Source organism: Sporolactobacillus laevolacticus DSM 442 (assembly GCF_000497245.1).
In the GTDB taxonomy this organism is placed as follows: domain Bacteria; phylum Bacillota; class Bacilli; order Bacillales; family Sporolactobacillaceae; genus Sporolactobacillus; species Sporolactobacillus laevolacticus.
The window spans coordinates 22,484-39,972 of record NZ_AWTC01000001.1 but is presented as its reverse complement, the minus strand read 5'-3'; the positions used below and the strand labels follow the sequence as shown (position 1 = coordinate 39,972).

Annotated in this window: 17 protein-coding genes and 3 pseudogenes; 9 read left to right on the top strand and 11 right to left on the bottom strand. The window is 38.0% G+C overall.

The window, feature by feature from the left end:
• Positions 1-53 precede the first annotated feature (53 nt).
• Together P343_RS19540 and P343_RS19535 are read left to right on the top strand one after the other, a co-directional pair.
• Positions 54-629: a nucleotidyltransferase family protein gene (locus tag P343_RS19540; protein WP_023508365.1), complete on the top strand. Its 576-nt coding sequence runs from the start codon at positions 54-56 to the stop codon at positions 627-629.
• Between the two features lie 161 nt (positions 630-790).
• Complete coding sequence (locus P343_RS19535) at positions 791-997, top strand: DUF6366 family protein (RefSeq protein ID WP_023508364.1); 207 nt, start codon at positions 791-793, stop codon at positions 995-997.
• 83 nt (positions 998-1,080) lie between these two features.
• Here P343_RS19535 and P343_RS19530 read toward each other — a convergent pair whose 3' ends face one another.
• The 3 genes from P343_RS19530 to P343_RS19520 all read right to left on the bottom strand — a co-directional run bounded on the left by P343_RS19530 (position 1,081) and on the right by P343_RS19520 (position 4,050).
• Positions 1,081-1,485, bottom strand: a complete 405-nt coding sequence (locus P343_RS19530) for a YkvA family protein (RefSeq protein ID WP_023508363.1) — start codon at positions 1,483-1,485, stop codon at positions 1,081-1,083.
• 83 nt (positions 1,486-1,568) lie between these two features.
• Entirely contained in the window at positions 1,569-3,683 is a 2,115-nt protein-coding gene (locus P343_RS19525; RefSeq protein WP_023508362.1) for a heavy metal translocating P-type ATPase, read from the bottom strand.
• The gene (locus tag P343_RS19520) at positions 3,676-4,050 is read right to left on the bottom strand and encodes an ArsR/SmtB family transcription factor (RefSeq protein WP_023508361.1); all 375 of its coding nucleotides are present in this window, start codon (positions 4,048-4,050) and stop codon (positions 3,676-3,678) included. The genes P343_RS19525 and P343_RS19520 overlap by 8 nt, the downstream gene beginning before the upstream one ends.
• 393 nt (positions 4,051-4,443) lie before the next feature.
• Between P343_RS19520 and P343_RS19515 the strand changes: the two genes are divergently transcribed.
• On the top strand, positions 4,444-4,818 hold the full coding sequence (locus P343_RS19515; RefSeq protein WP_023508360.1) for a hypothetical protein: 375 nt from the start codon (positions 4,444-4,446) through the stop codon (positions 4,816-4,818).
• Positions 4,819-4,984: 166 nt separating this feature from the next.
• Here P343_RS19515 and P343_RS19510 read toward each other — a convergent pair.
• From P343_RS19510 to P343_RS19495, 4 genes and pseudogenes are all read right to left on the bottom strand, one after another.
• Positions 4,985-5,610 (bottom strand): annotated as a pseudogene (locus tag P343_RS19510) (LysE family translocator).
• Between the two features lie 141 nt (positions 5,611-5,751).
• Positions 5,752-6,324 (bottom strand): histidine phosphatase family protein, encoded by a 573-nt coding sequence (locus P343_RS19505; protein ID WP_023508359.1) that lies wholly within the window; start codon positions 6,322-6,324, stop codon positions 5,752-5,754.
• A 66-nt stretch (positions 6,325-6,390) separates the two neighbouring features.
• A complete protein-coding gene (locus P343_RS19500) occupies positions 6,391-7,302 on the bottom strand; it encodes a PhzF family isomerase (protein WP_023508358.1) in 912 nt (303 codons plus the stop codon).
• Positions 7,303-7,527: 225 nt separating this feature from the next.
• Complete coding sequence (locus P343_RS19495; protein WP_023508357.1) at positions 7,528-8,685, bottom strand: MFS transporter; 1,158 nt, start codon at positions 8,683-8,685, stop codon at positions 7,528-7,530.
• A gap of 137 nt (positions 8,686-8,822) precedes the next feature.
• Here P343_RS19495 and P343_RS19490 point away from each other — a divergent pair, with 137 nt between their 5' ends.
• Positions 8,823-9,185 (top strand): winged helix-turn-helix transcriptional regulator, encoded by a 363-nt coding sequence (locus tag P343_RS19490; RefSeq protein WP_023508356.1) that lies wholly within the window; start codon positions 8,823-8,825, stop codon positions 9,183-9,185.
• Positions 9,186-9,370: 185 nt separating this feature from the next.
• Here the strand turns inward: P343_RS19490 and P343_RS19485 are convergent, their stop codons facing one another.
• Positions 9,371-10,132 carry a metallophosphoesterase family protein gene (locus tag P343_RS19485; protein ID WP_023508355.1) on the bottom strand — a complete coding sequence of 254 codons (762 nt, stop codon included), beginning with the start codon at positions 10,130-10,132 and terminating at the stop codon, positions 9,371-9,373.
• A gap of 212 nt (positions 10,133-10,344) precedes the next feature.
• Here P343_RS19485 and P343_RS19480 point away from each other — a divergent pair, with 212 nt between their 5' ends.
• Positions 10,345-11,871 (top strand): glycoside hydrolase family 32 protein, encoded by a 1,527-nt coding sequence (locus P343_RS19480; protein ID WP_023508354.1) that lies wholly within the window; start codon positions 10,345-10,347, stop codon positions 11,869-11,871.
• A gap of 75 nt (positions 11,872-11,946) precedes the next feature.
• Here the strand turns inward: P343_RS19480 and P343_RS19475 are convergent, their stop codons facing one another.
• On the bottom strand, positions 11,947-12,786 hold the full coding sequence (locus P343_RS19475) for an alpha/beta fold hydrolase (RefSeq protein WP_023508353.1): 840 nt from the start codon (positions 12,784-12,786) through the stop codon (positions 11,947-11,949).
• Between the two features lie 267 nt (positions 12,787-13,053).
• Between P343_RS19475 and P343_RS19470 the strand changes: the two genes are divergently transcribed.
• On the top strand, positions 13,054-13,473 hold the full coding sequence (locus P343_RS19470) for a CBS domain-containing protein (RefSeq protein WP_023508352.1): 420 nt from the start codon (positions 13,054-13,056) through the stop codon (positions 13,471-13,473).
• 67 nt (positions 13,474-13,540) lie between these two features.
• On the opposite strand, the pseudogene P343_RS19465 reads toward P343_RS19470, so the two are convergent.
• A pseudogene (locus tag P343_RS19465) lies at positions 13,541-13,940 on the bottom strand (cytidine deaminase).
• Positions 13,941-14,037: 97 nt separating this feature from the next.
• Between P343_RS19465 and P343_RS37645 the strand changes: the two are divergent.
• Both P343_RS37645 and P343_RS19455 read left to right on the top strand, forming a co-directional pair.
• A pseudogene (locus tag P343_RS37645) lies at positions 14,038-14,674 on the top strand (VanZ family protein).
• A 111-nt stretch (positions 14,675-14,785) separates the two neighbouring features.
• Positions 14,786-15,085, top strand: coding sequence for a DUF5316 domain-containing protein (locus P343_RS19455; protein ID WP_023508351.1), 300 nt, complete (start codon positions 14,786-14,788; stop codon positions 15,083-15,085).
• A 19-nt stretch (positions 15,086-15,104) separates the two neighbouring features.
• Here the strand turns inward: P343_RS19455 and P343_RS19450 are convergent, their stop codons facing one another.
• Positions 15,105-16,352 (bottom strand): MFS transporter, encoded by a 1,248-nt coding sequence (locus tag P343_RS19450; RefSeq protein WP_023508350.1) that lies wholly within the window; start codon positions 16,350-16,352, stop codon positions 15,105-15,107.
• Between the two features lie 119 nt (positions 16,353-16,471).
• Between P343_RS19450 and P343_RS19445 the strand changes: the two genes are divergently transcribed.
• Complete coding sequence (locus tag P343_RS19445; RefSeq protein ID WP_023508349.1) at positions 16,472-17,419, top strand: helix-turn-helix transcriptional regulator; 948 nt, start codon at positions 16,472-16,474, stop codon at positions 17,417-17,419.
• Positions 17,420-17,489 lie beyond the last annotated feature (70 nt).

The window sequence follows — 17,489 nt, the reverse complement described above, 5'->3', positions numbered from 1 at the left end:
AAATGAGAACACACATTTCGGTTTTGTTTTGATAATGATTGATGGAGGGACCTATGCGTCGATTAGAAACAGAAGAAGATATTCTGGCATTTATCGAAAATGACGAAGAATTAATGAAAATACTTGCATTGATTCGTGAATTAGATCTTTCGGATTCATGGTTATGTGCCGGTTTATTGCGTTCAAGAATATGGGATAACCAATCAGGTTTTTCTTTTAAAACACCGGTTCATGATGTAGACGTTGTTTATTTCGATCAGCAATTGATTAATTATGATTATGAGCAAGAGATACAAACGCTCCTAAAAACAAAAGAACCTGCCTACAATTGGGAGGTGAAAAATGAAGCACGTATGCACGTTCATCATCCTGGATCCCCCCGATACATATCAACAACAGATGCCATCTCTAAATTCCCGGAAACCGTGACGGCGATTGGTGCTCGATTAAACACAAATGATCAGGTTATTCTTACGGCACCACATGGGGTCGAAGATTTGTTGACATTGACGGTCCGTCCAACACCTTCTGCGAAAGAAACAGAGGAAAGAATGAAAGTTTATAAGAAAAGAGTGGGGCAAAAAGATTGGGGAACTGTTTGGCCGTCAATAAAGCTTCTTATGGATTGATTGAAAACTTAAGAATTTGGGGAGATGCTAGACCGAGAACTTGGAGTAGTGCTATTATTCATATAAGTGGAATGAGTGAAACACATACAATCACAGTAGATTTCATATATTATGAAAGTATAAAAAGCGCATAAAAAAGTTGTTCTTAGGGGAAGGATTTTATGAACCGAGATGACCGAGACAAAAAGCAATCAGAAGAATATAAAAAGCATCCAATGCACAATCTCTCAGACTCTATTAATCGTTCAATGGTTGGTGATTTAAAATCATTAACCAAAGGTGGCTGTCTCACAAACATTATTACTCTGGTTATAATTATAATTATTATTGGTGGAGGACTTCTTATTCTTTCTCAGTGTTCCCGTTAAATGCCATAAATTAAATAAGGTGCATTGTTTTCATTAAACACCAAAGCCTCCGCCAGACAACTAGCAGAGGTGATTTTTTTATGTCAAGCCCGCGAGGAAAGCTGATAAATTAACCTGCCAAACCATATTGCGACCAGAATCCATAGTGTAACAAATAGTATGCCTACAAACCAATTCTTAGGTTTTTCCTTATGCTTAATCTCATTAGCTTGAATCCTTAAATCTTCAATAATTGATTGTGGAATCATTTTTAGTGCTAATGAAATACCTAACGGAATAAGAATGAGATCATCAATATATCCCAATATAGGTATAAAATCAGGGATTAAATCAATTGGACTAAAAGCATAAGCAACAATTAATATAGAGAATACTTTTGCGTACCAAGGCACGCGACTATCTTTATAAGCCAAAAGTAAGACAAATAATTCTCTCTTTAATTTTTTGGCACTTCCTTTTATTCGTTCTAGTACTTTTGTTTTAACCAATGGGAGCCTCCTCGCTCAATAGTTCGCAGCAGAGTTCCGCACATTCCGCTCCAATCAACATTGAGCGTTAACATTGCGTATTATTAATCTTTAACCTTCGCGAGTCGTAAACTGTTCAGTGTGACAATTAAAGTAGCTCCTACGTCTGCTAAAATAGCAATCCATAGGGTTAGCCATCCTGGAAAAATCAGCAATATAGAAATAGCCTTAATGGCCAGCGAGAATGTTACATTTTGTTTGATAATAGCCAGTGCTTTGCGACTCAACTTTATCGTATAGGGGAGTTTCGTTAAATCATCAGACATGAGTGCAATGTCCGCTGTCTCTAAAGCAGTGTCTGTTCCAGCACCCCCCATCGCAATACCAACAGTTGCTTCGGCCAATGCTGGGGCATCGTTCACTCCATCTCCAACCATCGCAACTTTTTGTTTCCTACTATAGGACTTAATATAGGTCAATTTTTCTTCCGGTAATAATTCTGCCTTAATTTCGGAGACGCCGACTTCTTTTCCTATCGCCTCTGCTGTACTCTTGTTGTCTCCTGTCAACATCACGGTTTGTTCAATACCGGATTGATGAAGTTTCTGAATGATCGTTCTCGCTGAATCTCTCAGTTTATCAGCCACAGCGATAAGTGCTAGAACTCCATTGTCCGTTCCAAATACCATAACCGTTTTGCCTTGCTTTTGAAGGCTAATAATCTGATTATGGATCGTCTTTTCAATACCATTTTTAAGTAGTTCTTCAAAAAGGTTTGGGCTGCCTACATAGTACATCGTCCGTTTAACTCTACCCTTGACACCCTTACCAGTAATGGAGTGAAAATCTTCAATTCCAATATCGTTAAGTCTCATTCCTTCTTTCTCAGCCTTCCTAACAATAGCTGAGGCGAGTGGGTGTTGAGATCCTTTTTCAAGAGCCGCTGTTAAGGCGATAACTTGCTGCTCATTTCCATTAAAAGTCACGATGTCTGTAACCTCTGGAACTCCTCTTGTTAATGTACCGGTTTTATCAAAAGCAATGACACTGAGAGAACCAGCTTCTTCTAGGTGAATCCCACCTTTGATAATAACACCGTTTTTGGCGGCATTCCCTATTGCTGTAACAATAGCGACTGGTGTAGAAATAACAAGAGCACACGGGCAACCGACAACGAGCAAGGCTAACCCTCGATAGATCCAATCTCCCCAAGACGCGCCCATGAAAAGAGGAGGGATCACAGATAACAGAACAGCGAAAATAATAATTGCTGGTGTGTAGACTTTTGCGAAACGATCAACGAACGTCTGAGAATGGGCTTTTTGTGCTTGTGACTCCTCAACCAAATGAATGATTTTAGAAAGCGTTGTATCTTCAACCCTTTTTGTGACTTTGACTTCTAATAAACCTTCTTCATTCAAAGTCCCAGCAAAAACTTCATCATCAATTGTTTTTGTTAATGGGACAGATTCGCCAGTAATGGCTGACTGATTGAGTGTTGAGGTACCCTTAGACACAACGCCGTCCATGGCTAGTTTCTGCCCTGGTTTCACAATCATTGTGTCACCAACTTGAACAGCTTCAACAGGAACCATCAATTCTTGACCGTTCCGACGAATCAATGTTTCTTTTGGTGCAATGTTCATTAACGATTGAATAGAGTGTCTCGCTTTATCTGCTGAATAACCTTCTAACGCTTCACTGATCGCAAAGAGAATGACAACCGTCGCGCTTTCTTCCCATTTACCTATCGCGGCCGCTCCTATAATAGCAATCGTCATAAGAGTATCCATATCAAAATCGAGACGAATCAGATTTTTAAATCCTTCAATGAACAACGAGTTGCCACCTATGATAATAGCCGCCAAAAATCCAATCGTAGGAAAAATATGCTGTTCCCCGTACTGGTTCCCAAGGAGCCAACTAATGATCAATAAAACTGCTGAAATGTAGACTTTAAAATTCTCTTTTTGCTTCCAAAATGGTTCATGCTCAATTGTTTGTTCCGATTCGTTCCTTACTTTTAAGTTTTCAAACGCTCCTGCTTTTTCCAATGCCTCAATCGTGGTGCTTCCAGTGACCATAATCTTTGATGCGCCAAAATTCACTTTAGCATCAAGCACTCCATCTAACCGTTTTACATTTTTTTCAAACTTATTCGCGCAATCGATGCAGTCAAATCCTTGAACACGATATGACTTAACTCGTTGTTCAGACATGGGTTTTCTCCTCCTGTCTGTGTGTCATTGAAATAAAAATTAATTGCTTTATGTGTTCATCATCAAGTGAATAAAACGCCATTTTTCCATCCTTTCGATAGTTGACAAGGCCTTGCTTCCGGAGCGTGCGGAGATGATGTGATGCTGTTGCGATGGAAGAACCAATGATATTTGCAACATCACAAACACATAACTCTTTATCTTGGCATAAGGCATAAACAATTTTTGTCCTATTTTCATCAGCAAGCGCTTTGAATAAGTGCACAATACGAGAAAGGCCATCATTTTCCTTCTTTAAAAGAGCTTGTATGCGATTAACCTTTTCTTCGTCATAGCAATAAATGTCGCATGTCTCTTTTTCGACCACTATAAGTATCCTCCTGGTCATTCAAATGTTCATTTGATTATATTATACTTTGTTGTGCATTTTATTCAAAGGGAAGTTTGAATGTTACTTGAAAAGAGGAAAAAAACGTATAAAAATCCAGCAAGTAGACAGCATTGTAGTTTCTTCTCATGATACAGAATATGTTCTCAGAAAAAGTACGAGCGATATATTTTGATGACGAGCGGTTTTTTCGTGATAACCGGGATCACTATGAGCCGTCTTTTGCTTTTGCTATGAATTTATTTAATTCTCAACACCAAAAACCCCGCCAATCAAGCGAAATTCTTTTCGTAAGAGATTGTTGTTAAATAGTATAGATTGGGATACAATAACCAAAGAACAGGAACATACGTTTGCTTGGGGGCGTGATAAATGAACTATTATGGAATAGTCATTGAACAATCATTAAAAAATCCTGATATTATCAATGAATTTGATTTAGTTGCACAAAAGCAAAAAGGCAGTTGGAGGTTTTTGTTGCTATCAATCCCTGAGATTGAACTGGAAAATCAGTTGAAAAAGTTACAAAATAGCATGATTCGTATCAATGATGAATGCTGGTATAGTCATTTTTTTAGGGATGAAACAATGATTGTCGTTTATCAGGATGCTCTATTTAAAACTACTGTTAATCCAAACGATTGGAAAGAAGTTATTACTTATGGTATCAAACATGGCGTGCCAATTGAACAATTGGATTTTGATCCACACACGAAGAAAGAAGCTTTTAATTTGTTCGAACTTTAAGATATATATACTAAGCCATATACGGTTTATATTGAACAATGACCATAGTTATGGATTGTCGCTGCTGTAAATGTTTGTAGCAATTTGTGAAGCACACTCGCGGCGTCCTCTGTGAAATTAAATATAAAAATTAACCTCCGCTTGATTGGCGGAGGTTTTGTATTGATTAAGCCTTTTCTAATGCAAGCTTAACACCAAAAGCAATTAAAACGATTCCGGAGACACATTGAATGGCTTTCTGAGTCGATTCCTTTTCCATAAACATTTTTATACGATTAATGAGCAGTACATAAACGACGAAAAATGTGAAAGTAATTAAAATATAGATTACTCCGAGGAGGTAAAAGAAATTAATGTATTTTCATTCGGATTTACAAACTGTGGCAAAAACGTAAGGAAAAAGACGGCGACCTTTGGGTTTAGTAGATTTGTAAGAACCCCTTGTCTAAAATTTGGTTCTTGCTTAGTGTTCGTTTCCTTTTCGGTTTGTTGTAAAGAATTCGCACTTATTTTTCGCATTGAAAGTAATGCCTTCACACCAAGATAAAAGAGATAAACAGCACCAATGATTTTAAAAGTTGAGAATAAGAAAGCAGATTTTACGATAATAGCAGAAAGTCCAACGACAGCGAATGTTGTATGTGCACATAAAGCGGTACATGTGCCAAAAAGCGTTCTCATCCCGGCTTGAGTCCCATCTTTTAAAGTATTCTTGGTTATCATGACATAATCTGGACCGGGGAGTAAGACAAGTAGGAAAGCTAAAATAACAAATGTGAAAAGATGTGTCATTGATAGTCACCTCGATAAATAAAATTATGGACATTGTAGCACGAAGCGGTTTAGAAATGAAGATAGGTTTGGCGGCTGATCCTCATTAATTTTTATGACAATGTACTACACACATTTTTTACCGTTTCAAGAGTTATGAAGCTAACGGTTCCATAATCTTTTAACATCCACCAATTCTTGACCATTAAATTCCATTCTGTATATATCTGGTTTTGATGTATTTAGTAAAAAGTTCAAACCGTATTGACTGTTAAAAAAGCCCATCATCAAAGTCATAACGGCTCCATGAGTTCCTAGTACTACTTTCTGTCCTCGATAAGTCTTTAATAATCCCTTTAAAACTTTTATTGCCCGGATCTGACAATCTGCATTAGACTCTGCTCCCCTTAAAGCAAAGTTTGGATCAGCAAAGGATTGCGTTAACAATGGGAATAATTCCTCATCAGGCATTCGCTTGTTGTCAGTAGAAAAGATCCTCTCTTTAAGATCTTCAAATACGATTAATTCTTGTCCTGAACGTTCAGCTAACTCCTGGATAGTGAGAATTGATCGCTTGTATGGACTGGAAACAAAAACATCAATATCCTCTCCGTGTAATAGATCAGTTATGCGATGCGCATCGCATTTACCCCGAGCAGTTAACCCTCTTGTTCGTTCAGTTCCCACTGTTTTCGGTGAATCTCCATGTCTCACCATGTAAATATAAGTGTTCATATTTCCCTCCAATATAAGCTAGAAGAGCTGTTTCAAAAATAAAAGGTCGAGGCGTGGAAATGTATTTTACTCCAATAATAATTCCGACTTAAATGCGATCACGGCTTGTCCTGATATTTTAACTTCTTCAGGTTCATTATTTTTAATTTTAACTTCGACATCCATGGTACCCGGACGTTTTATCGCTTCTCCTTGTTTCGCTTTAAACTTAAATAATGAATGATTTTGATTAACCAAATGATGATGGACCAGATAAGCGCCTAATGGACCATTCGCATTTCCTGTTACCGGATCTTCAGTAATACCAATAGCAGGAGCGAACATTCGACCGTGAACTAAAGTGTCACTATTGGGGGAATCATCAATGGTAAAAACATAATATCCGTTACACCCAATCATCTTGCTCAGATTAGCCAGACCGTCGTAATTAGGTTGCAGTTTGTTCAAATGGTCGTTGCTTTTAATGCCGATCATGACCTTGGAATGGCCAGTTGAAACAATTTGAATCGGATAATTTTCTAATAAGTCATTCTCACTCATATTAAGAGAAGAGACGAGATGAGCTTTATGTTTTCCATCAATAATATCGCCGAATTCAATTTTTCCTTGAGTCATAATCATTCTGTAATCATCGTGTTCTTTAATGAGATCAACGGGTAAAATTCCCGCTCCAGTTTTTTGATATACTCTGCAAGCGTCAAGATTGTTCTCAATGGCACGAGCAAAATGAGCAGCAATAGTGGCATGTCCGCAGATCGGAACTTCATTTGTTGGTGTGAAAAACCGAACATGAACATCATAATTGTTTTGATCGGATGAGAAGATAAAGGCTGTTTCAGAGTTGTTTAGTTCTCTCGCTATTTTTTGCATCTCACCCAGTGTTAACCCATCCGCATTTGTTACCACTCCTGCTGGATTTCCAGTGAATTTTTCTTTTGTGAATGCATCAATTTGATATAATCTTAATTTTTTTACCATGTTATCGCTCCCTATGAATCGAGACGTATTTTTAGTTTTGTGTTTAGAAACGAAGAGTGCTAAAGCAATGGGTGACGAATAAAAGAAAAAGAGTTCTTTAATCACGTACTTCCTATATTTTCGCACATCTTTTTGCATCTTTGGTTAATCAGTTGGTTCAAAATTATTTCAATAAGCTTTTTGTACTTCGGTTATGACTCCGAGCAATTGAAATTTACCTACTATTTAATCAGCATGTTGTATTTGCATATGATGCAGTCCCCACACGAGGATCATGGCTGCGGCAACACCGACAGTCCCAAACCAGGTGATTGAGTGTAAGGAGAACTTGTTAATTGTAACACCGCCAACGGCTGCACCAATTGCCATAGCAAGTTGACTGGCAGACTGATTTAAACTAAGCATAATCCCTGATTGTGACGGGGATAGTGTGACAAGATTGTATTGTTGTGTGGGTTGGGAACTCCATACTGAAGCAGACCAAATGAACAGAGAGATGAAAAGGAAGACAGGTGATCCAGTAGATAGTGAGAGTAGGGTAAGTGACACTACATTTATTCCCATACCAATAAGCAATGTAGCCGTTATACCAAATCGATCTGCACAATACCCGCCGATCGTTGTACCGATCAGACATGCGATCCCAAAAACGAATAACGCTGGACTCAATAATCCTTCGGGCAAATGCAATCCTTGCAGCAAATAAGGGGATATGTAAGTGAACACAATGGCATACCCGCTTAGCCAAAAGAGAGTGATGATTAGGCCGGTCAACACATTTGGATTTTTCAGCAAGGCGAATTGTTTCAAAAGTGGAACGGGATCATCTCCCTTTGCGTTTGGAACGACTGCAATAATCACAAGCGTTGCAAGCACCCCAAAGAGAGCAATGTCCAGGAAAACACTTCTCCATCCAAAAGCAGAGGATAATAGCCGCCCAATCGGAACGCCAAGAATAAGTGCCGTTGTAAAACCTGTTGTGACAGCAGCGATTGAGCTTGCCTGTTTGCCTGCTGGTGCAATTTTTGTGGCAATAGTAAGTGTGGTAACAATAACCATTCCAGCTCCGAGAGCAACGATCATTCTTGATAGAATAAAACATCCGTAGCCTGGGAAGAAGTAGGACAGTAAATTTCCAAAGACGAATACGGCAAGCGACCATAAGATGAGTTTGCGCCGGTCGATGCTTACAGTTAATGTAATGAGAATAGGCGTGGCAATGGCATAGGTGAGTGAATACACGGTAATAAATTGACCGGCATTAGCAACAGAGATGCCCATAGTGGTAGCGATCTGATCGAGAAAACCGGAGATCACAAATTGTGAGGTTCCGATCAGAAAACTGATTACTGCTAAGGCATAGATCTTCCACATCGGTTTCAAACGTAATCAATCCTTTCATAAAGCCGCCCACAGCGTCAGGCTATATCCTTGTATTTTCTCTAATCAGTGTATATAGTGATGATAGAAAAAGACAGTATGCACTTTATTGTTAGATACTATATGAAAGGAAAGTAAAGATGAAAAAATGGTCCGTCGATGAAGGAAACTGCTCAATCTCTTATACGTTGTCAGTTGCAGGGGGAAGATGGAAATGGCTTATTCTCTATAAATTGTTTAAAAATAAGGTCATGAGGTATGGTGAACTAAAAAGAAACCTCCCATCAATAACCCATAAAATGCTGAGCCAAGTTTTAAGTGAATTACGCAATGATGAATTAATTGAACGCATAGACTATGCTCAAGTCCCGCCAAAGGTAGAGTATCGTCTCAATGAGCGTGGGAACAGCCTGATCCCAATCCTTGAGTTAATGGCGCAATGGGGGAGAGAAAATCGTCTCAGTGAAATTCTTGAGAATGGTTCAAATGATAATCTTGTGTAAGACATGAGGTGCTCAAGCAAAACATTCGTCTGATCTTGCTGTAACGGAATGCTGACGCGAATTTGACAATTGTATGACGGTTGTCTGAAATTGGAGGAAGACTTTCCATTATGCCACTTAATCGAAAACCATAATCGAAATCTATTATAATCTACGCTGTAAACACTGACTACGTAATAACATACTCATCTATTTTTTGTGATTTTGTTTAGCAATGCCATGGCTTCATCTTCAGTGGGAATGTGAAGTAAATTATGATTGATGAAATCATCCACATATGGATCGTTACTTTGTCTAAATAACTTTGCTGCTGCATTCAAATCATAAGATGTTCGTTTAAACTGGATCCCATCTGGATCAATAAAAAGCCAGTAAGCCCCAGGCTGTTTAGCAAAGGGCATCCCAACACTTCCAGAGTTAAAAATAATCTTTTTTTCAAATTTTAACTTGAACTGCATATGAGTATGTCCGCACACAATAATGGGTTGCTTGACATTCTCAAATATTTTCTCCAAATGTTCTTTACTTGATTTAGGGGTGAAAATATCAGAATCACTGATTGGTGTAGCATGACAGAATAGCAAGTCACCGATGTATTCCGCATGAAGACTTGTAACGCTTTTTAAATTTGAAAGAAACTCAATATGCCTGTCAGTCAATTGTTCAGCAACCCACTGTTGTGTTTTGTGCCCCTGTTCTGATAGATTTTCTAATCCGAGTCCCCTCGATGCTTCGACAACTTCTCTATCCCCATTACCTCGAATGAATGTGACTCTTACATTTTTTTGTAAATTAAAAAGACACTCTAGCGTTTGAACAGGCATTGGTCCTGAAACAATATCGCCACCAATTACAATCCAATCCGGTTGTAAGAAATTAACTTCGTCAAGCACTGCTCTCAGTGCAGGAAAATTACCGTGGATATCATAAAGTGCAGCAATTTTCATTTTTGTAAATCTCCTTTTCCATATATATACTAAACAACGTTTTTTTTCTTAAATCGTTACATTGTTATGTTAACTACATAATAGAACAATTAAAAAATTGAAATATTTTCCTTTTTTGTCCGATAAAGTTTATGGCTCCATTACCATAATTGTATTTTTATTCCAAAAATTAATGAAGATGGGGTACTTTATGATCAAAAAGAGGGAATCCATTGAAAGTAACGCAAAAACCTGTAAGTTGGTTGGGTTTGTTTTTAACATTGTTAGTAGTTGGAATAGGTGTATCTACAGTAAGTGTACCTGATAGGGTACTAGCAGAGTCATTCAGGCCGTTGTATCACGTAACGCCGTCGACTAAATGGATGAATGATGTACAAAGACCGCTCTACATCAATGGCGTTCATCACCTTTATTATCTGTATAACAAAGATTATTCCTGGGGCGGGAACGGAACTGAATGGGCACATGTAGAATCTACTGATCTTGTGCATTGGAAGAGAGAGCCCGTAGCGATTGAAAAATATAAAACGCCAAATGGGGATCCATGGACCGGGAGTACGGTAGTCGATACAAATAATACGGCGGGTTTCGGGAAAGATGCTGTTATTGCACTGGTCACTATGCCTGTAGAAGGGCAGTCCACACATCTTTGGTACAGCACTGATGGAGGAAATACGTTTAAATATTATGGTTTGGTGCAGCACAATCCGACAGGCAGCGCGGATTTTCGCGACCCGAAAATCATTTGGTATGAACCGACAAAAAAATGGGTAATGGTGATGGCGGAAAAAGACAAGGTTGGGTTTTATACTTCATCTGATCTGAAAAATTGGACCTACACTTCATCGTTCGTGAGACAGGATATAGGTATTGTTGAATGTCCTGATTTGTTTCAGTTGAATGAGGATGGCAATCCAGATCAGAAAAAATGGGTACTCATGGTTGGTGGAAATGGATTCAATTATGGTCATACGACTGGTTCCGCTTATTTTATTGGTGATTTTGATGGAGAGAGTTTTCATAATCAAACAAATGTTAAATGGCTGGAGGATGGCCCTGATTCATATACCGGTGTAACATGGGACGCTCCGTACACAAATGAAAATTATCGATACTTTATATCTTGGATGAGTAACTGGAATTATGCGCGTCAGGTTCCCTGGGAGAACTATATCGGGAACACCAGTGTTGTACGTGAATTAACTTTAAGAAATACATCTGAAGGTCTTAAATTAGTACAAAATCCTGTATGGAATTTAAAAGATAATTTAACTGAGCTTGCTTACTTCGGTGATCAGGTAATTTATACAGGGCAGGATAATCTGCTTAAAAATATTCATGAAACATCTTATTCCATTGAATCAACGTTTACAGTAGACGACTCCACCAGTGCAAAATTCGGTTTATCATTGAGAGATGGAAATGACGAACATACAGATATAACGTACGATAAAAATATTCAAGAACTCGTATTTGATCGGACGCACAGCGGTATTGTCAGTATGACTGACTTCGCAAAAGCATATAAAGTTCATATACCTCCGAAAAATGGAAAAATTAAACTCGATATCTTAGTGGATCGAAGTACTATAGAAATATTTGTTAATGATGGGGAGTATGTACTTAGCAGTTTGATTTTCCCTCAACTCAGCTCTGATGGACTAAGATTGTGGACGGATGATCATGTTCATATCGATTATTTAAAAATAAGAAAAGCCGATAATTCAACCATAGATTAAAATAATGTCCCTCTTGAGTGTTTTTTTAATAAAACATTTAAGGGGGATTATCTGTTAGAAAGTAACGCCATATATTTAACTGAACGTTCTTTTAAGAAATTCATCGAAATAACGATAAAATTCCTCTTTATTTGATAAATGAACGTTATGGTTGGGATTAGACATTTCGCGTGCGATGCAATTTGGAAGCAGAGATTGCATTTTTATAAAATCTTCGTCTGAAACGGCGTCATTGCCTTTTGCACGAATGAGCAATACGAGACAATTGATGCTGGGCAACAGATGAAACCAACGTTCATAATATGCGATGTTAGCAGCTATCGCCTGAGCGCTGAACATCATATCGTATCCATCTACAGTTTCAACTAAACTATTCATGAAATACTGATAGCTCAAGTCCGAATCCATAGCTTGATGAATGAAAGCCTTGGCTTCACTTAAGCTGGCAAAAGGTAAAGGCCAATTGTTCGTTACGGGGTCAATTGCTGGAATTTTGTCTAATGGCAACGTGTTCGGCTGATCAGGCCCGGAAGCAGATTTGTCAAGGAGTGCTGTTGCTGTTACATACTGAGGGTACTTAACAGCCAAGTATCCGGCAATTGCACCACCCATTGAATGACCAACGACAATGACTGAATCAATCTTTAAGAAATCCAGTAGTTCGATCATGTCCTCAGCCATTTCCTCAGTTGTATATTTAGCAATCGGCTTATCACTCAATCCATGCCCTCTTTGATCGGGAGCGATAATTCTGTACCGATCCCCATAGTGCTGGATAAAATCAACCCACGTTTCTGCTCTTCCATATCTTCCGTGAAGACATAGAATAACTGGCCCATTGGTTTTTGTGTCAAAGTAAAACAGGTTAATCGTCTTCAACTTAGCCACGCTTCTGTGAACCTTAACTTTTTCCATAATGATCTCCTTTGATTTGAAGAGTGTAAAATGTATCGTCGTGATCACAGGATAAGTGTACCATTTATCCACAGAAAAGAACATACGTTCTTGAAAGACGCGTTATTTTATTAAACTTTCACATAAAAAATATCAAATGGGACAATTTTTATGGCAAAATAATAGAGGAAAGTAATAAGCGATTTCATCTTCAATGGTCATAGAGTGTTTGGTAACAACGAACAGAGATAGATGGAATGTTATGTGTAAGCGAGGAGCGGATAGTTGATGAATGCAGCTTTTTTGATTACGCCAAAAAGTGATGTTAAGTTTGTGTATGATCATTGGACGATAAGGCAAGCTCTGGAGAAAATGGAGCATTATCGTTACTCTGCAATTCCGATTTTAAATAAAAAGGGCATTTACGTAGGAACATTGACAGAAGGAGATATTCTCTGGAATTTAAAGAAGAATGAAGATCTTGATTTTTGGGATACCGAAAAGATGTTGCTGAAAGATGTTCCAAGATACAGGGACATAAAGGCTATTTCGATTGATGTAGAAATTGAAGACATTATGGAAAAGTCTTTGTCCCAAAACTTTGTGCCTATTGTTGATGACAGTGGCGTATTTATAGGTATTATTCGGAGACGAGAAATTATTTCGTATCTTTTGAAATTGCGGGAAGAAGCACAAAGTAAAGCTTAATCTAATTATGTTGAGAGATTCACTGAAAATTCAGGCTTGATCTACTAAAAAAGGTATACAAAAGTAACTATTTTCTGTATGCTTGATACCAATGATACGGTTGAATTTCTTCTAATGTTTTAAATTCCAGTAAGCCCTGATCGTTCGTGACAGCCGCTTTAACTTTTGGTCCCCAGTAATAAAGGCGCTCCTGGCAGATACCGCAGGGCGTCAAAACTTTAAATGCACTATGTTCATTTTCTCTTGCAATGCACAATGTATGTGTGATTTCCGTGTTCAACTTAAATGCTTCTAAGAGCGCCTGTTTCCATACAAAGTTAAGAGGAAGCGTTGATAACGTCAGGAGCAACACTGGTTAGAATGCGTTTGTCGGAAGTGTACATTGCCGCAGCGCCACCCCAACCTTTTGGATACCTACTATAGACTAACTCGGCAGCTGCTCGATACAAAGCTTTTCCTAAATCTATTTTAATAATTCGCCTCCATTACATCACGATTTTCTCTATCCTAACATAATCCATTATTGATAAAACGTTATTCTAAGAGTATAAGGTGGCTAAGTGTATGTATTATGCATTAATTGACAATTGTTTTTTTGCTTTATTTGGTACAGGCATCTATTGTGCAGTGCGTAGTATTTTTCTTTATATCAGACACAAAAAGCATCTACCTATCCATTGGTTGGCAGAAACCGTGCAGCTTTTCTTTGTTTTTTACATAGTTCTTGTTGTGTCCGTAACCTTATTCCCATTGATGTTCAGGATTGGCGCTCCAATGTATCTCGACAATATCAGGCATGGGATAAATATCATTCCTTTGATTTCAATTATTAGAGAAGTTGGATCGATCGGTACGGCCTATAGCGGAGATTCATTATTCATGATCGAATTAATTCTCAAAAATGTCGGAGGCAACATTCTTTTGTTTGTACCATTAGGCATCATTGCCCCGATTTGGCGTGGGAAATTTCAAACATTTCGTGCGACAGTTTTTTTTCGGACTGCTGGTCTCCGTTGCTATTGAAACGCTTCAATTCATTGAAATTCTTTTCGGTACTTCTATTCGAGTAGCTGACATTGATGATGTGATCTGTAATGGGGCAGGAGCTGCACTTGGTTATTTAATCTATAAAATTCTGATCAAATTAGTTCGAGTGTTTAGAGTGAAATTATCGCATCAATCAGAATCGGCAAGCATGTAATGAATAAGATGTGGCTAGTGTGAGCTTGCGCATGTAGTATGTAGTTCGAGAAGTAATTGAATGAAATCAAGTTCATCTGAAAAAGGCTAATCTGATTGGGGGATGATGGTAATGAAAAAAAGAACGTATTTCTTTATTGGCTTTGTTTTGGGATTAGTGCTGTTTATTATCGGTGCACTGATTAGTAATCATAAGCTTGTTGCAAATATTGCAGGAATAGTTGCAGGGATTAGCTTTTTCATTTCCGCAGCATCAGTCGGTGCTCTTGTTAGTGGAGATCGTGTCCGTGCTAACTTCTGGGCGGAAACGAAAGAAGGTAGGCAAGAAAGGATTGACATGGCTTTAAAAACCGCTTTTTTGGGTATACCCATCCTTGCAGCAGCTATTGGTTTATATATTTTGTTCACTTAATATCAGCGCTGTTTAAGTCTCATGTATCTCTGTTTAATTCGATTGGTATAAGTGTTTCTAAAAAAATCAAGGATGGAATCAACAACATTAATATAAAAATATAGCCGAGAAATAACGGGATAGCAAGATGCAGCGTCAATCCTGAACCAGCTAAGATCGGCCCGAAAATGGAACCAATTTGCCAAGCACCGTTAATTACACTATTAAAATGATTTTTTATTTTTCCCCTGACAAGATCATTTACTAGCGCTGGTAGGCTTGAGAATAGAAAGATCTCGCCAAAAGCTGTGACAGCAAATGATAGGATGAGTGCAAGAGCTGAACATTCAGATTTCAGGAATCCTGCAATAAGCATAACAATGTATCCAACAGTAAATAGTAAGGCTGCGAAAGCGATAACACGTGTACGCCGCGTCCTTTTGATCCATTGAAGTGAAGGAAGCTGGGCGGCTAGTATCGTTAAACTATTGATTAAAAATGCATCACCGATTACTTGCAAAGATACATGTGCTTGAACTATAGCCCATTGTGGGAATAATGTTGTGGACACACCTGTCATAACAATGGCAAAAAGAGCATAACAGGAAGAAAGAAAAATGAGAATTTTGTAGTCATTCTTGATTATGTGGTCCGAGAAGAGGTACATGTGTTTTTTCCGCTGAGATGTTACTGTTCTGGTTGAGATGTTCATTACCCATTTTTCACTGAATAGCGCAAAAATGATAAAAGTAACCGCGTCTAAAATAAATATAAGTTGAAATGAACGTGTAGATTGTGAACGAACAAGAACACTACCTAGCATTGCTCCTAATCCTGAACCAAGATTCTGTAGTGCAAATGCAACGCCAAATATACTGCTTTTTTGACTTTTTGCAACAGATAGACTAAGGATTAAAGACAAAGCATTCCATGATGCTGCCGTTGCTGCACCGGATACAATTGCTGCGCAAATAGCTATTTTTTCATTAATCGAAAGAGCAAAAAGTAATCGCCCTAAAGAACCGAGAAACAGTGAGAAAATAAAAATTTGCTTTGTACGGATCCAATTATTCAATAGTCCTGCTGTTGGAATTGCAATAACACCTGCTAAACCACTGGAACCGATAATAATCCCTGACAGTGTGAGAGAGATGTTCCGTATGTGATGCAGATAAATAATAAGGTAAGGTTCTGTCATACCCGTTCCGATTAATGAGACCGTATATCCTAATAAAATCCACCAGATTCTCCTATCAAAAGAGGGCAAGAAGTGTTTTAATCGCTCCAACTTTGTTCAATCTTCTTTCATGCACTATTTCATAGGTTAATATATTTATTTTATTCGACAATCCTGACATCTACTGTCATGTATGCGTGCTATACTAAAAAAAAACAAGGAGATTGATCATGCGTGCGGACAGGCTTGTGGCAATAATATTGCTTTTGCAAACGGAAGGTACTGTTTCTGCGAAGATGCTCGCAAGCAGATTAGAAGTTTCTGAACGCACCATTTATAGAGATATTGATGCGCTTAGTTTCGCAGGAATTCCGATTATTTCATTAAGAGGATCATGCGGAGGCTTTACCTTGGATGAGCACTTTCGTACGAATGTTTCTGGAATCAATCTGACAGATATAAAAAAATTACTTGTTAGACAATCTGCAGATCCACTTGCTGATCTTGGTTTAAACACAAATTACAGAATAATTTATAAATTGTTCCCAAGCCTTTCAAGTAATCAACGCAAGCAAGCTGATCAATTCAGTAAACGTATCTATCTTGATTCCACTACTTGGTTTAATGAGCAAGAAGCTGTTCCTTTTTTGAAACTTATATACGAAGCTATGTATAGCAACTTATGGCTTTTGATCGATTATGTAAAAAAGAATGGTGATGTGATTTCAAGACAAGTGGCTCCTTATGGGCTTGTTGCCAAAACGGATACTTGGTACATGGTAGCTAGCCATGGTGAAGATATAAGAGTGTATCGTGTTTCCAGAATTCATGATATAAAAAGTGTTGCTAAGAGCTTTTTGATTCCCAAAAGTTTTGAACTTGATCAGTTTTGGAATAAATGGTGTCACTATTTTGAAACAAGCCGTCCAAAATATTCTGCTACATTACGTATGAGTTTGGAAACCTTGCATGAATTTCTTGTGAGTGAAAATCGGAATTTTCAACAATTGAGTGAAGAGAAAGATGGTAAGCAATTGATCTGCATTCAGTTTGAAAATTTTGCTCATGCAGTCCGAGAGATCTTAAGCTTGGGTTCTGAGGTTGAAGTAATCAAACCAAATGAGTTGCGAAAAGAAATCAGCAATCAGATCAAGCGTTTATATGAAATCTATCAGTAAACATTTCTCTTCAAAATTCGAGTTAGTCCATGGCAATGAATTATCAATTATGTTTCGAATAATCGAACGA